Below are 13,961 nucleotides of genomic sequence, written 5' to 3'. Positions count from 1 at the left end.
TCTGTAGAACAGAAGACAGAGAATTTTAAGTTTCTTTTAATATTTCGATCACACATAAAAAACGCGCCTGTCATGAGGCGCGTTTTCTATGAAACTGATAATTCTTTATAGCCTAGCTTGTGAACGGCTTCAGCCATCGCTTGATAGCCTTTGCTGTTCGGATGGACACCGTCAAAGGACAGATATTCCTGTTCTTTGCCTTTGAAGATGCTATAGGCATCCGCGATTTTGACATGGGGTGCTGATGCAAGTGTTTCTAAATGTGAATTAAACGAAGTGATCCATTTGCCGGCGATATCAATTTCGGGAAACGGATTGTATAAGTTGAACACACGAATGGCGTACGGGGAAGGATTTTCTCCTTTAATCTCGGCGATTTTGGCAATCATCTTTTCAAAATTCTCATGACAATGGGCGGATACACGGCTGAAAATCGTTTCATCCTTAGAGGTTTGGTAGGCTAAGACCGAATCGATGAGATCGTTTCCGCACCCTGTGATCGTTATCATATCAGCATCTCGAATGCATTTTTGCACATAGGGATATGACAGGAGTCCCAAAATCTCTTCTGTATTCAGGCCTGATCTGGCAAATATGTTTATTGCCGTTCTTGTTTTCAAGTCAGCTTCCATCATGTCCCCAAAACGCTGGACGAAGCCGGGTGAAAACAGCCCGGAGCCTCTCCCTGTCGTCAAGGAATCGCCCAGAGCTGTATATCGAAGCACCATGTTCTTTCCTCCACTCTTGAACGTCGATACGTTAATGTACGCAGCAGAGAAAAGATTGGCTACTTATGTATATCCTATTTTTCTTGAAATCTGTAAAGCGGCGTCCTTCACCTTTTCTGTTAAATAGGGCAGCCTGTCTTCTGTAAATCTCGCTTCAAAGCCTGCAATGCTAATGCCGGCTGCCACTTGGCGCTTATGGTTAAAGATCGGGGCGCCGATCGCCGCCGTATAGTTTTCGAGCTCTGAATAGCTGACAGTATAGCCATTTTGCACAGAGGCATCAATCTCCTGAAGCAGTTTTTCGGGATCGGTAATCGTTCCGGAGCCAATCGAAATGAGCTCGGTTTGTTTGATGTATGCTTCGATTTCTTCACGGGGAAGAAAGGACAGAATGCTTCTGGCGCACGCTCCCGCGTATAGGGGGGAACGCCTGCCGATCGCCGTATACAGCCGCACAGTCTGTGTCCCTTCTATTTTCTCAACGTATATCGCTTCATTGCCGTCCCTCATGATCAACTGCACGGCCTCATCCACTTCCCGGCACAGCTCTTCCATCACCGGTTTCGCTATTTTTCTGATATCCAGCCTGTCAGCGACAAGCTGTCCGAATTCCAAAAACACCAATCCCAGCGAATAAGCGCCGGACGCATCCCGACTGAGGAACCCCATTTCCTCCAAAGAGCTGACCATCCGGTGAACAGAGGTCTTCGGCATTCCCGTCAGCGACACCAGTTCACTTAAGGTTAGGCTTGGTTTATGCAAAAACAAATTAAGCAGCGCCATAGATTTGACTACGGTTTTATTTTTATTCTGCATCATTCATCCCCTTTGCTATGTCAGCCATTCCATCTTCATTCTCGTTTTCAGTTCTTTTATATGCTGTTCCCGTTCTACCGCAAGCGCTTCTGCCTCCTGAAGGGACACAGGTTCAAACTGGACGTGCTCGCCCGGCATGATTTGGGAAACAATCGGCAGATCAGCGGATATGATGTGCGCGATCCTCGGATAGCCGCCAGTCGTCTGCCGGTCTGCAAGCAGGATAATCGGGTTGCCGTCAGGCGGCACCTGAACTGTTCCGAATGAAACCGCTTCCGACACCATCTCAAGCGGGGCCTTCAGTTCGAGCGGTTCTCCTTTGAGCCTGTAGCCCATACGGTCGGACTGCGGCGTGACACGAAATGCTTCTTCATAAAAACGCGTTTTTGATTCTTCTGTGAAAAAGGCAAATTGCTTTCCTTCCAGCACCCGAATGACGGGATTCTTCTTCAATGGCAGAAATCTGCCGCGGCTGACTGACCACTTCGGTGCTGCAAATCCCTGTTTTCCAAGCTGCGAACTTAAGCGGGAAAGGATGGTTTGCGAAAGAGCTGACATCTCTCCAATGTTCAGTTCATCTTCTTTTTGAAGCGCTCTGCCATGAAGTCCGCCGATGCTTCCTCTGACGTATGTGCTTTTACTTTCCATGACGGCAGGCACCTCGATGCCGCCGGCTGCCGCCAAATAAGCACGGCTGCCGAGTTTGCAGGGGCCGAAGCTGACCGTGCTGTTTTCCTTGATGAGCACAGGCTTCCATAAAGGCGCTTCCTCGTCATTAATACGCAGCGTGAAGTCCGCCCCTGTCACAGCAATCAGTGTCTGTTTTGAAAAATGAAACGACGGACCGGGCCCCATCATCGTTATTTCGAGACCTGCTTCATTTTCGCCGTTTCCTATCAACAAATTGGCAATGCGCAGTGAAACCGTGTCCATAGCGCCGCTGGCCAGAACGCCGTATTTTTGGTAACCCGTTCTGCCTATATCCTGAACCGTTGTGAGCAGTCCGGGCTTTAATACTTTCATGCTCAATTGGACTCCTCCTTATAGGCGTGATAGTCTTTTTCTGAGATGCGAACGAATTTCACAGTATCTCCCGCCCGCAGCAATGTCGGCGGGTTTTCCTGCGGCCGGAAAAGAGCCAGCGGCGTTTTGCCGATCAGCTGCCAGCCGCCCGGCGTTGAAATCGGATAAACGCCTGTCTGCAATCCCGCAATACCGACCGAACCTGCGGGAATCGACGGTCTTGGCGATGATTTTCTCGGAGCTGCAATGCGTTTTGACATCCCGCCTAGAAAAGGAAAACCGGGCGCGAAGCCAAGCATATACACCACATATTCACCGTTTGTATGAATGTCGATTACTTCCTCCGGTGACAGCTGATTGATCTTCGCCACCTCTTCTAAATCCGGACCAAATTCACCGCCATAGCAGACAGGAATTTCTACAATACGGCGGTTGACCTCATAGTCTTCGGCTATTTCTGCCAGGCGCTCTTCGACATCGCACTTGACCTTCTCAAAAGGTGAGCTTATGCCTTGAGGCAAATGCTTGTACACTTCATACATATCATAAAATACAGTTAGACTTGTAAAAGCCGGGATACATTCAATGAATCCCGGAAATGGCTGTTCTTCTATATAAGCGGCCGCGGCGTGGACAATGCCGTTGACCTGTTCATTGATTTCTTCTCCGAATCGGATCATCATTGCAGAATCACCGAGCTGTTCGATTTGATATCGTACAGTCATCTTTCTCACCTCTTTTAATTCTCGTTCATCAGGATGACGAGAGGTTACAGCACCGCAAGCGACTCGTCTCGAATATCTGTGATGAGCATATGCCCCGGCGCATGTGTGATGACCATTTCAGGCTTTACATTCATAGCCACGGCTTGCGAAGTCACCCCGCATGCCCAAAAAACAGGAACCTCGCCGTCACGAATGGGAACGGCATCTCCGAAATCCGGTTTCCCGAGATCGCGAATCCCGATTGCTCCCGGATTGCCGATATGGATCGGCCCTCCGTGCACAGCCGGAAAACGCGAGGTCACTTGTGCGGCACGTACAGCCAACCGCTCAGGAACTGGCCTCATGCTGACAACCATCTGTCCGTGAAACGCCCCCGCCGGAACACAATCGATATTCGTTTTATACATTGAGACGTTTGTCCCCTCATCAATATGCCGGACAGCTATCCCATTATTGATCAGTGCCTGTTCAAAGGAGAAACTGCATCCGATCAGAAAGCCGACAAAATCGTCCTCCCAGTATGGCGTAATATCAGATACTTCTTCCGTTAGGATACCGTGCCTGTAAATACGGTATTTCGGAAAGTCCGTTCTGATATCAGCATCAGGCGCAGCCAGAGACGGCACAGGCGAACCTGCTTCAGTCACATCCAGCACTGGGCAGGGCTTTTGATTTCGCTGGCAAAACAGCAGAAAATCAAACGCAAGGTCCTTTTTCAAAACCACAAGATTCGCTTGGGCGTAGCCGCCGGACATGCCTGCGGTCGGCCCGTTTATTTTCCCCTCTCGTATCAGGGCGCGTACATCCTTTGGCGCCATTTTGTTTAATTGCTCCACTTATATCAGCTCCACAATTGAGGAAGTTGTGTAATTAACGTGTAGATTCCCATAACTGCCATTACAATCACTACAAGCGCGCCTGTGCTTGTCAGCCAAAGCGGATGCTTATAATCACCGACAATGTTTTTCTTGTAGGCGGCAACAAGCAGCGTTCCGAGCGCAATCGGCAGAATTAAGCCGTTCAGTGAACCGACAAGGACGAGGATCTTCGCAGGCTGGCCGATTGTGACAAAAGCTAACGTAGAAACCACAATAAATCCGATAATAATACCGCGTGAATTCTTTTCAATTTTTGGAGAAAAGGTCTTGAAAAATGAAACAGATGTATAGGCTGCTCCAATAACAGACGTAATCGCCGCAGACCACATGATCAATCCGAAAATTTTATAACCGACATTTCCAGCAGCCAGCTTGAAGACAGAAGCCGCCGGGTTGCTTTCATCGATGTGCAGGCCTTTCGATACAACGCCTAGAACCGCAAGAAAAAGAGCGATACGCATGACAGATGTAATTAAAATGCCGACAACCGAGCTTTTTGTCACCTGCGGAATGGATTCCTTCCCTTTAATTCCGGCATCAAGCAAACGGTGTCCCCCGGCAAATGTGATATAACCGCCGACGGTTCCGCCCACTAGGGTGACAATGGCAAATATGCTGATGTGTTCCGGGACGAATGTATTTGCGACTGCCTGTCCGACCGGAGGAGCTGTCGTCGCCGCAACGTAGACCGTTAAAATAATCATCACGAACCCCGCGATTTGCGTAAAACGATCCATCGCTTTTCCTGCTTCCTTGATGACAAAAATCAAAATGGCGATAACGGCACTGATTAAAGCGCCTGTTTCAGGTGTAATGCCGAACAGCACCTGAAGTCCCAGCCCGGCCCCTCCGATATTCCCAATATTAAAAGCTAGTCCGCCAAGCACGACGAGAATGGCGATGAAATACCCCAGTCCGGGAAGCACCATATTCGCAATTTCCTGACCTCGTTTTCCAGAAACTGCGATGATGCGCCACACATTGGTTTGGGCGAAAATATCTAAAATAATAGAAATTAAGATGACAAAACCGAAGCTTGCTGCGAGTGTGTTTGTGAATGTTGCGGTTTGGGTGAGGAAACCCGGTCCGATTGCTGATGTCGCCATTAAAAAGGCGGCGCCCATCAGCAATGACCAGCTTCCCGCCTTTTTTCCTGCTGTCTTTTTCTGCTGCTCCATCTATTGTTCCTCCTTTATGTTGACTTCTGTTCTGAAATAGCTGTCACTTCAATTCCAGCCGCTTCGAGCTGTTTTCTGATTTTTTGCGCAAATGTCAGCGCATGGGCTCCATCTCCATGAATGCAGACTGTATCTGCTTTTAATGACACATCATGTCCTTGCTGAGATTTGACCGCCCCTTCTTTCACCATTTTGATGACCTGGGTGACGGCGGCATCATCACTTTCAATGAGTGCGTCCGGCTGGGAGCGCGGTGTCAGCGTGCCGTCCGATTGGTATGTTCTGTCGGCGAACACTTCATTTGCGGTCTGAAGTCCGATCCGTTCTCCCGCTTTTACAAGCTCACTCTCAGCAAGACCGAAAAGAATCAGGCCTGGATCAATCTTATAGACAGCTTTCGCGATAGCATCCGACAGTTTTTGATCGACTGCCGCCATATTGTATAAAGCGCCATGCGGCTTGACGTGCTGCATGTGAAGTCCCTCTGCTTTTAGAAAGCCAGAGAGCGCGCCAATTTGATAAACGACAAGATCATACGCTTCCTCAGGAGAAATCGCCATATTGCGGCGCCCAAAACCGAGTAAATCCGGCAAGCCCGGATGCGCGCCGATTTTTACGCCTTTTTCCGCTGCAAGCGCGACGGTTTTTCGCATAACACTAGGATCTCCTGCATGAAATCCGCATGCGATATTCGCTGATGTCACATACTCTAAAATATCTTGGTCAAGGCCTATCTTGTAGGCTCCGAAGCTTTCTCCTAAATCACAGTTTAAATCAATCTGAAACACAGAATCCCTCCTGCCAAAGCAAACGGTATGCTTTATGTCATTTATTGTCCCGAAATTCGGAATGACTATTCCGAATTTTTGAACTTTATTTCATTATAAGTGAATCATATCAGTTTGTGAAATACTTTTGTCAGAAAACCTACCATGGTCCCAGAAGAAAACCTGCCAAACTAAAAAAGAGAGTCCATCTTAGGACTCTCTTTTTTTATAGTACCCAATGGCGAATCGCTTTAGCGACACCATCCTCAATATTTGTATCCGTGATATAATCAGCCGTTTCTTTTACGATGTCTTGCGCATTGCCCATTGCGACGCCAAGACCCGCTTCTTTGATCATCGCAATGTCATTAAGGCTGTCGCCCATCGCCATCACATTCTCCATTGTAAAGCCGAGTTTTTCCGTAACCTTGGCAAGGGCTGCAGCTTTGTTGATGCCAAGCGCGTTGACTTCAATGTTTGTCGGACTTGAATTTGTGATTTCGAGCTCTTTGTTTTTTCTCAGCTCCTCAAGCACTTCGTTTCGGATATCGTCATCCTCGATGTCAAAGCCGAATTTGAGCCATTCATGATCCGTAATGTTTTCCGGAAACTCGCCTCTCCATACTTTATTCACCGTAGAAGCCCAGAAATTAGTGTTGTGCTTATTCCGCAAATCCCACATCATTTGAATATGGTCCGTATGAAGCAGCTTCCGTTCCACCAAATTAAAATTCGAATCCCAAATTTCACTGCCGTTTGCCGTGATTAGAAAGGATGACAGCTTTAGCGATTCCGCCAGCTCCCTGCACGTCATCAGCGTCCGGCCCGTGCTGATCACCACATACACACCTTTATCCTCCGCTTCACGAATGGCTTTGCGGTTTTCATCCGAAATCAGCTGCTCGTCGTTCAGCAGTGTACCATCCATATCAATTGCGATCAGCTTGATATCTACATCTTCTCTTTGAACAGACATATATGTACCTCTCTTTATCTTTTTGTTGTGCTTCTCTCTATTCTAATACATTATACCCAGCGGGACAAAAAAGCGATTTCCTATGTTTGAGGAGAACGGATAAGAGGAAAACAAACGGTGAGGTGATCAAACATGACAGAAAAAAAACAGCAAAACAAACCAAATGAAAACCCCGAGCACAACGACTTAACCGATCCGATTCCTAATGAAGAGCTGAAGGAAAATATGAATGATGAAAAACACAAACGCCAGCAAAGAGATAACTCTCAAAGCGAACGGGATTACGACACAAAATAGAACCCCTCACAAAATGTTGTGAAGGGTTTTTTTCATTTTTCAATATAGATGCCGATTTCAGCTTCAGCAACAGGCTGCTCTCCAACTGACGCCTTGGCACGTCCGAACACAAACCCGCGCCGATTGCGCGTGACTTCAAACGTAAGATCAAGCCGGTCACCAGGCACAGCTTCTCCCAGCTTTTCCGCTTTCTTCACCGAAGACAATAATCCCAAGCTGTTCTCATCTGTAATTCCTGTAAAAGCCGCGGTTTGCGCAAGCGCTTCAATCACAAGTGAAAACGGCATTTCTGTTTGCGTATCAGTGATAAACCAGTCGTTCACACTAATCAGCTTATAAGCTGCCGCATGTTTGCCGGGCTCGCTATCCGTCACGCCATCAATAAACAAAAATGGATAGCGGTGAGGCAAAGATAATGAGTTCATTTTATATCTCCTTTTTTGACCATTATATCTCAGCCTAAAGTGAAACGATAGGATATAATGGAAAAAACACAAAAGGAGGCCGTTATGTCCCCAAAACCGCTTGTCATTCTCGTACACGAAATATACGGTGTAAACAGCCATATGAAAAAGATGGGCCGGCTGATCAAAATGGCTGGATATGATGTGTTGACGCCCAACCTGCTCGGCGAGAATGAAGTCTACACACTGCAAGAAGAAAAAACGGCATACGAACGATTTACAAAACACGAACGGCTGAAAACGGGAGAAACCATCATCCAGAATGTGATCAGACAAAACGCCGGACGGCACATCTTTGTGATTGGATTCAGCGTGGGGGCTACTATCGCATGGAAATGCAGCAGTATGCCTGAGGTGAGCGGATCGGTTTGTTATTACGGTTCCCGGATACGCGACTCTCTTCATCACGTGCCAGCCTGCCCGGTCCTATTGTTTTTCCCTAATTATGAGCCGTCGTTTGACGTAGCGCTTCTTATCAAAAAACTGCGGGAAAAACAGCATACCCATCTTGAGATTTATCAATTCGATGCGCTTCACGGCTTCGCCAATCCTGATTCTGTTTATTTCAACAGGGCCCTTTTCTTCCAAACGCTCTCTATCATAAAAAACGGGGCGGAAAGCCGGCTCCGCACCGTTTCATCATCATTTTTTTAAACGTGCACGGCGCTTTATTATCGGTGCCGTCATGTTCCATGTTCTTTTTGCATTGCATTTTATTTTGCCTGTCTCATCTCACCGAATGGATAAAAGACGAGAGATTCAGTACCGATGATATCGTCCTCAGAAGGCATGCCCATTCCGTTTCTGCTATCCAGTGAATTGAGACGGTTATCTCCCATCACAAAATATTTACCGGAAGGAACCTCAACTTCGAAGTCACCTGTTAAGGTTACACCCGACTCTTTGACCTCCTGTTTATATTCCTTTAAGTATGGTTCTTCCACCTTTTTATCATTTATGTATAGCTGATCATTTTTCATTTTAATGCTGTCACCAGGCAAACCGATTAAACGTTTGACAAATGAGCGGCCGCTCTTTTTGTCATGAATGACTATGATGTCTCCTCTGTGAAACCCGCCAGTCCATTTGACTGCTTTATCAACCAGAATTCTTTCTGAGTCTTTAAGCGTTGGGGCCATTGATGATCCTTCAATAAGAAAAGGCTTGTAAAACACCAATCTGATCGTAAAAATGAGAGCTGCGATCATAATGATACTGAGTACAACGATCGTTTTGATTTTTCTTTTTTTCTTTAACGTGATTGTTTTTGCATTCAACTTCCTTCACCCGATGCTTTCCTAAGAATTCCAAATTATTATACAGCATTTGGATCTGCTTGGTTAGACTTTCGTGGAAATTTTCGTAAGGAAATGGACAGGCCGGGGCAGCCATCTGCCCCGGCCTGATTCATCAGAGCTTTCTTAAGCGCGAACAGATTTCATCAGTGACCTCAGCCGTTGTGCTTTGTCCCCCAATGTCGCGTGTTTTGATGCCGTCGGCAGTCACTTGCTCCATTACATCCAGAATTTTCGCCCCCAATTCTTCCTCTCCGAAGTGGTCGAGCATCAGCTTCGCTGTCCAAATCTGGCCGATCGGATTGGCAAGGCCCTGTCCGGCAATGTCAGGAGCTGAGCCGTGAACCGGTTCAAACATGGACGGATATTTGCCGGATGGATTGATGTTCGCAGAAGGCGCAATGCCGATGCTTCCCATCAGGCTTGAGCTGATGTCGGTTAAAATATCACCGAACAAGTTGCTCGCCACAATGACATCAAACGTTTCCGGACGCGTCACAAAAAAAGCGGCCAGCGCATCAATATGCTGAGATGATGTTTCGATTCCGCTATAATCAGCGGCTGTCTGCTGAAAGACTTCATCCCAAAACGGCATCGCGTGATAAATGCCGTTAGACTTTGTGGCGCTTGTCACATGGCTGCGCCGTTTTTTCGCCAATTCGAAGGCAAAGCGCATGACACGTTCTGTCGCTTTTCTCGTAAACACGGCATTCTGGATGGCGATTTCATCATCGCCTCTGTGAATGCGCCCGCCAACTTCACTGTATTCACCTTCACTGTTCTCGCGAATCACCACGAAGTCAAAATCATTTGGATGCAGAAGCGGCGACGTAATGCCTGCCATTTGTTTGGCGGGTCTCATATTAATGGAAAGCTCAAGCTCCCTCCGGATTTTCAGCAGCAGCCCCCATAACGATATATGATCGGGAACCAGCTTCGGATTTCCGACAGCTCCCAAATAAACTGCTTCAAATTGAGTAAGCGTATGTATTCCATCTTCGGGCATCATTTTGCCGTGCTCCAAGTAATAATCACAGCTCCATGGAAAAGCTGTGAATGAGAATGACAAACCTCCGTGTACCTCAGCCGCTGTATGAAGCACTTTCTCAGCAGCCGCTACAACCTCTTTTCCTACTCCGTCTCCCGGTATTGCCGCAATCTCAAATTGTTTCATCGTCATTTCCTTCCCCTGTTATCGTAAGCGCTTTCTATTATACTAGATTGCGAGATAGTAAAAAAAGCCCGTGACACAATGTCACGGGTGGTCGGTTATTGATTTAGTTTCTTTAAAATGATGGCGTGCAACGGTTCATGGGACTGAATGCCGCACACCTCTTGAAGTACGCCGCTGTATCCTTTTTCTTCGATCAGCGCTTGCAGTTCAACCGCTTCAGGGTCACCGGTGAAATCGAAGCGCAGTGCTGCGGCAATTCCTTCCGCCAATGCATTCGGTTCTTTTATTTTCTTTGCCGGGCCTACAAGTCTATCATTTTCTCCCAGTTTTCTGAGAGGTGACCTCGCTACGCGGGTCACATCGTCCGAAATGAAAGGATTTTCAAAGCGGCCGATGATTTTTTTGATATATTGTTCGTGTTCAGTTTGCTTAAAGCCATACGATTTGACGAGATAGTCACCAGTTTCAAGCAGCGCCGAATGAACAACACGGCGAATTTCCGGATGATCAATTGCTTCTTTGACCGTTTTGAGTCCGCGCTGATAGCCGACATACGCTGTGACCGCGTGTCCGGTATTGACCGTAAACAGCTTCCGTTCGATGTACGGCGTTAAATCATCAACAAACAGTGCGCCGTTTATGACTGGTGTTTTCCCTTTAAAGCCTGATTCATCAATGACCCATTCGAAAAATGGTTCAACCGATACTTTCAGCGGGTCTTCATGATGCTGAATCGGGACGATCCGGTCAACGGCAGAATTCGGAAAACCTACCGTTTCACTGACGGATTTCTGCTCTGCTTCCGTTAAATGGCTGTATATCTCTTTCTTTAAGAAGCAGCTTCCGCCAATCATATTTTCGCAGGCAATGATATTCAGTGTGTCTGCAGTGTTTCTCCGTCTTAAACCTTCTGCGATAGATGGGGCAATCAGCTTCAGCACATTCGGGCCGACAGCTGTTGTGATGAGCGCCGCCTCATTCATCAGCCGGTACAGCTCTTCGGGCTGACTGCCGCTGTTAATAGCGCTCACCGGGCCAATGACCTCTGATGAACGTCCCTCTTCTGCCAGTTCTACTGTGTATTCTTTTTTTTCGTTGAGGAGGCTGACCATCGTGTCGTTTACATCCGCAAACACCACATCATAGCCGGAGTGATGAAGCAGCGCGCCGATAAACCCTCTCCCAATATTCCCCGCACCGAAATGTAAGGCGATCATGTCAGTTCACCTCGTTGAAAATGGCGATCAAATCTTCTTCGCTTTTAGCGGAGATCAGGCGTTCAATATTTTCTTCTTCTGAGCAGATAATGGCGATATTAGACAAAATGTCTAAATGCTCATTATTTTTTCCCGCAATGCCGAATACCACTTTTGCCGTGTTGCCTTCTCCGTACTCAACACCATCTGGAATTTGTATAATTGAAATTCCGGAATGAAGCACCTCGCTTTTCGCTTCTTCTGTGCCGTGTGGAATGGCAATGAAATTCCCCATAAACGTAGAAGACGTTTCTTCACGTTCAAACATTTTGCTAATGTAATCCTCTGTCACGTAGCCGTTGTCAATCAGCGTCTGGCCTGCCAATTTGATGGCCTCTTCTTTTGATGATACCGTTTGGTTGAGTTTAATATTTTCCTTTGCGAGTACTTGCATGAGTATCACTCTCTTTCTATAAGATTACTTTTTCAGCTTTTCAATCAGCTCGTCGTATTTCGGGCTGTTTAAGAAGTTATCCACTGATATGTGCGTCGCGTTCGGCAGCTTTGCTTTCGCGCGGTCTGTTAAATCTTTGTGGGTGATGACAATATCCGCATCGCTTGGCAGATTGTTAATGGCCGTGTTGGTCACACTGATGTCAAGCTCCGCTTTTTTCACTTTGTTTCTTAAGATGGATGCCCCCATGGCACTTGATCCCATTCCCGCATCACACGCAAAGATAATTTTGTTCACGCTTTCAGGAGACAGCTCAGACGCTTCTTCTGCTTTGGCTTGTTCCGCCTCTAAAGCAGCTGCTGCTTGGCTTTTCTTCCCCTTCATGGACTGCATTTTTTCTGTTGCGGCAGCCAGGTCTTCTTCACTAGCTTTAGAGGATTTCAGGATCACTGCTGAAACGATGAACGATACAGCTGCAGCGACCAATACACCCGCCAATACGCCGAAATAGCCTCCTCTTGGCGTCATTGCCATCAATGCGATAATGCTTCCCGGTGACGCTGCCGCGACAAGTCCGGCATTAAAGATCGTAAATGTTAAGAGTCCGCTTGCTCCGCCGGCAATGGCTGCGAGAATCAGGGCCGGTTTCATCAGAATGTACGGGAAGTAAATCTCGTGAATCCCTCCGAAGAAATGGATGATCGCCGCACCGGGAGCCGTTGATTTTGAAGATCCTTTGCCAAAGAACATGTAGGCCAGCAAAATGCCGAGCCCCGGTCCAGGGTTTGCTTCTACTAAAAACAGAATTGATTTTCCTGTTTGAGATGCTTGCTCGATTCCGATCGGGCTTAAGATTCCATGGTTTATGGCGTTGTTAAGGAACAACACTTTCGCCGGTTCTACAAAAACACTGGCTACCGGCAGTAAATTAGCGTGTACAATGACTTCCACACCAGCCGCCAGCAATTTATTTAGCGTCAAGACAACCGGGCCGATGGCGTAAAACGCGAGAATCGTTAAAGCCGCGCCGACAATCCCTGCCGTAAAGTTGTTGATCAGCATTTCAAAGCCTTGCTTGACTTTATCCTTGAATAATTTATCAGTCTGTTTAATGAGGTATCCGCCAAGCGGACCCATAATCATTGCGCCTAAAAACATTGGAATATCCGATCCTACAATCACCCCAATTGCCGCTGTCGCTCCGACAACTCCGCCGCGGTGGTCGTAGATCATTTTTCCGCCTGTATACGCTATCAAAAGCGGCAATAAATACGTAATCATCGGGCTGACCAGCGTGTTCAGCTGTTCATTCGGAAACCATCCTGCCGGAATAAACAGCGCGGTAATGATACCCCACGCGATAAACGCGCCGATATTCGGCATGATCATTCCGCTCAAATAACTCCCAAAGCGTTGCACTTTCACTTTCATGCCGCCTTGCTGCTGTTCTTGCTGCTGCATATATAAACCCTCCCTGTTTTGTTTGTCGCTGTAAGATACAAAAATATGTTCAGAGAATGATGCTTCCCTTTGACTCTATGTTAAAACGCTTACAGTCCCTATACAATTGAAAGTAAAGAGGACTTTGGCACATGACTGTGACAATTTTTTAAAAATAAAAAGGCTCCTGGTTTCAGGAGCCTTTTCTCTTTCCTCTATAAATGATGTTGCCATTTTGAATCACGTACTTTGCAATCATCCGCTCACTCACAATAAAAACGGGATACGCGCACACAAGCGCAAATACAGCCATCGGCACGTGCTGTACAGCTGGCAGCACTGAGCCTGCCGCATTGCGGAGGAGCATCAAAAGATAAATAAGCAGCACGATGGCCGCTAATGATACCAGCATAATCGGAGCTGAAACTTTATATTCATAAAGCCGTTCCCGGCAGTGGCCGCAGCGAAATTGACAAGGCACATTTGATGATCTGACCATATCGCCTGTCAAAGGTTTGCCGCAGTTCGGGCATGGTGTTTCTTTCATAGG

Annotated in this window: 17 protein-coding genes; 2 read left to right on the top strand and 15 right to left on the bottom strand. The window is 47.1% G+C overall.

Annotation, left to right across the window (positions count from 1 at the left end; translation table 11 throughout):
• Nucleotides 1-86: 86 nt before the first annotated feature.
• From lipC to NSQ12_RS02405, 8 genes are all read right to left on the bottom strand, one after another.
• Entirely contained in the window at nucleotides 87-728 is a 642-nt protein-coding gene (gene lipC / locus NSQ12_RS02440; protein ID WP_029317305.1) for a spore germination lipase LipC, read from the bottom strand.
• Between the two features lie 63 nt (nucleotides 729-791).
• On the bottom strand, nucleotides 792-1,544 hold the full coding sequence (locus NSQ12_RS02435) for an IclR family transcriptional regulator (protein WP_014478857.1): 753 nt from the start codon (nucleotides 1,542-1,544) through the stop codon (nucleotides 792-794).
• Nucleotides 1,545-1,559: 15 nt separating this feature from the next.
• On the bottom strand, nucleotides 1,560-2,567 hold the full coding sequence (pxpC, locus tag NSQ12_RS02430; protein WP_003234419.1) for a 5-oxoprolinase subunit PxpC: 1,008 nt from the start codon (nucleotides 2,565-2,567) through the stop codon (nucleotides 1,560-1,562).
• A 2-nt stretch (nucleotides 2,568-2,569) separates the two neighbouring features.
• A complete protein-coding gene (pxpB, locus tag NSQ12_RS02425; RefSeq protein WP_014478855.1) occupies nucleotides 2,570-3,292 on the bottom strand; it encodes a 5-oxoprolinase subunit B in 723 nt (240 codons plus the stop codon).
• A gap of 44 nt (nucleotides 3,293-3,336) precedes the next feature.
• Nucleotides 3,337-4,110, bottom strand: coding sequence for a putative hydro-lyase (locus NSQ12_RS02420; RefSeq protein WP_339176654.1), 774 nt, complete (start codon nucleotides 4,108-4,110; stop codon nucleotides 3,337-3,339).
• Nucleotides 4,111-4,133: 23 nt separating this feature from the next.
• Nucleotides 4,134-5,348 (bottom strand): NRAMP family divalent metal transporter, encoded by a 1,215-nt coding sequence (locus NSQ12_RS02415; RefSeq protein ID WP_014478854.1) that lies wholly within the window; start codon nucleotides 5,346-5,348, stop codon nucleotides 4,134-4,136.
• A gap of 14 nt (nucleotides 5,349-5,362) precedes the next feature.
• A complete protein-coding gene (pxpA, locus tag NSQ12_RS02410; protein WP_339175817.1) occupies nucleotides 5,363-6,136 on the bottom strand; it encodes a 5-oxoprolinase subunit PpxA in 774 nt (257 codons plus the stop codon).
• A gap of 205 nt (nucleotides 6,137-6,341) precedes the next feature.
• Nucleotides 6,342-7,091, bottom strand: coding sequence for a phosphoglycolate phosphatase (locus tag NSQ12_RS02405; RefSeq protein WP_003234424.1), 750 nt, complete (start codon nucleotides 7,089-7,091; stop codon nucleotides 6,342-6,344).
• A gap of 132 nt (nucleotides 7,092-7,223) precedes the next feature.
• Between NSQ12_RS02405 and NSQ12_RS02400 the strand changes: the two genes are divergently transcribed.
• Entirely contained in the window at nucleotides 7,224-7,388 is a 165-nt protein-coding gene (locus NSQ12_RS02400) for a hypothetical protein (protein ID WP_003234425.1), read from the top strand.
• A gap of 32 nt (nucleotides 7,389-7,420) precedes the next feature.
• Here NSQ12_RS02400 and NSQ12_RS02395 read toward each other — a convergent pair whose 3' ends face one another.
• The gene (locus NSQ12_RS02395) at nucleotides 7,421-7,813 is read right to left on the bottom strand and encodes a 3-hydroxyacyl-ACP dehydratase FabZ family protein (protein WP_159376652.1); all 393 of its coding nucleotides are present in this window, start codon (nucleotides 7,811-7,813) and stop codon (nucleotides 7,421-7,423) included.
• Nucleotides 7,814-7,897: 84 nt separating this feature from the next.
• Here NSQ12_RS02395 and NSQ12_RS02390 point away from each other — a divergent pair, with 84 nt between their 5' ends.
• Nucleotides 7,898-8,506 (top strand): dienelactone hydrolase family protein, encoded by a 609-nt coding sequence (locus tag NSQ12_RS02390; RefSeq protein ID WP_339175815.1) that lies wholly within the window; start codon nucleotides 7,898-7,900, stop codon nucleotides 8,504-8,506.
• Nucleotides 8,507-8,565: 59 nt separating this feature from the next.
• Here the strand turns inward: NSQ12_RS02390 and lepB are convergent, their stop codons facing one another.
• The 6 genes from lepB to NSQ12_RS02360 all read right to left on the bottom strand — a co-directional run bounded on the left by lepB (nucleotide 8,566) and on the right by NSQ12_RS02360 (nucleotide 13,958).
• Nucleotides 8,566-9,129, bottom strand: a complete 564-nt coding sequence (lepB, locus tag NSQ12_RS02385; protein WP_003234434.1) for a signal peptidase I — start codon at nucleotides 9,127-9,129, stop codon at nucleotides 8,566-8,568.
• Nucleotides 9,130-9,262: 133 nt separating this feature from the next.
• Entirely contained in the window at nucleotides 9,263-10,327 is a 1,065-nt protein-coding gene (locus tag NSQ12_RS02380; RefSeq protein WP_153939951.1) for a tartrate dehydrogenase, read from the bottom strand.
• An 89-nt stretch (nucleotides 10,328-10,416) separates the two neighbouring features.
• Nucleotides 10,417-11,538, bottom strand: a complete 1,122-nt coding sequence (locus NSQ12_RS02375) for a mannitol-1-phosphate 5-dehydrogenase (RefSeq protein ID WP_116316419.1) — start codon at nucleotides 11,536-11,538, stop codon at nucleotides 10,417-10,419.
• A gap of 1 nt (nucleotide 11,539) precedes the next feature.
• Nucleotides 11,540-11,971 (bottom strand): PTS sugar transporter subunit IIA, encoded by a 432-nt coding sequence (locus NSQ12_RS02370; protein WP_003234440.1) that lies wholly within the window; start codon nucleotides 11,969-11,971, stop codon nucleotides 11,540-11,542.
• Between the two features lie 24 nt (nucleotides 11,972-11,995).
• Nucleotides 11,996-13,432: a PTS mannitol transporter subunit IICB gene (locus NSQ12_RS02365; RefSeq protein WP_010886406.1), complete on the bottom strand. Its 1,437-nt coding sequence runs from the start codon at nucleotides 13,430-13,432 to the stop codon at nucleotides 11,996-11,998.
• A 172-nt stretch (nucleotides 13,433-13,604) separates the two neighbouring features.
• Nucleotides 13,605-13,958, bottom strand: a complete 354-nt coding sequence (locus NSQ12_RS02360) for a hypothetical protein (RefSeq protein WP_003246726.1) — start codon at nucleotides 13,956-13,958, stop codon at nucleotides 13,605-13,607.
• Between the last annotated feature and the right edge of the window lie 3 nt (nucleotides 13,959-13,961).

Origin of the sequence: Bacillus sp. PS95 (assembly GCF_037963565.1) — a bacterium.
GTDB classification, from domain to species: domain Bacteria; phylum Bacillota; class Bacilli; order Bacillales; family Bacillaceae; genus Bacillus; species Bacillus subtilis.
This window is presented reverse-complemented; position numbering and strand designations above follow the sequence as displayed.

Coding starts and splice junctions, on each gene's coding strand:
- NSQ12_RS02435 (WP_014478857.1), bottom strand. CDS start 1,544: ATGCAGAATAAAAATAAAACCGTAGTCAAATCTATGGCGCTGCTTAAT.
- pxpB (WP_014478855.1), bottom strand. CDS start 3,292: ATGACTGTACGATATCAAATCGAACAGCTCGGTGATTCTGCAATGATG.
- NSQ12_RS02365 (WP_010886406.1), bottom strand. CDS start 13,432: ATGCAGCAGCAAGAACAGCAGCAAGGCGGCATGAAAGTGAAAGTGCAA.
- NSQ12_RS02415 (WP_014478854.1), bottom strand. CDS start 5,348: ATGGAGCAGCAGAAAAAGACAGCAGGAAAAAAGGCGGGAAGCTGGTCA.
- NSQ12_RS02400 (WP_003234425.1), top strand. CDS start 7,224: ATGACAGAAAAAAAACAGCAAAACAAACCAAATGAAAACCCCGAGCAC.
- NSQ12_RS02395 (WP_159376652.1), bottom strand. CDS start 7,813: ATGAACTCATTATCTTTGCCTCACCGCTATCCATTTTTGTTTATTGAT.
- NSQ12_RS02405 (WP_003234424.1), bottom strand. CDS start 7,091: ATGTCTGTTCAAAGAGAAGATGTAGATATCAAGCTGATCGCAATTGAT.
- NSQ12_RS02380 (WP_153939951.1), bottom strand. CDS start 10,327: ATGACGATGAAACAATTTGAGATTGCGGCAATACCGGGAGACGGAGTA.
- NSQ12_RS02390 (WP_339175815.1), top strand. CDS start 7,898: ATGTCCCCAAAACCGCTTGTCATTCTCGTACACGAAATATACGGTGTA.
- pxpC (WP_003234419.1), bottom strand. CDS start 2,567: ATGAAAGTATTAAAGCCCGGACTGCTCACAACGGTTCAGGATATAGGC.
- lipC (WP_029317305.1), bottom strand. CDS start 728: ATGGTGCTTCGATATACAGCTCTGGGCGATTCCTTGACGACAGGGAGA.
- NSQ12_RS02360 (WP_003246726.1), bottom strand. CDS start 13,958: ATGAAAGAAACACCATGCCCGAACTGCGGCAAACCTTTGACAGGCGAT.
- NSQ12_RS02375 (WP_116316419.1), bottom strand. CDS start 11,538: ATGATCGCCTTACATTTCGGTGCGGGGAATATTGGGAGAGGGTTTATC.
- NSQ12_RS02370 (WP_003234440.1), bottom strand. CDS start 11,971: ATGCAAGTACTCGCAAAGGAAAATATTAAACTCAACCAAACGGTATCA.
- NSQ12_RS02420 (WP_339176654.1), bottom strand. CDS start 4,110: ATGGCGCCAAAGGATGTACGCGCCCTGATACGAGAGGGGAAAATAAAC.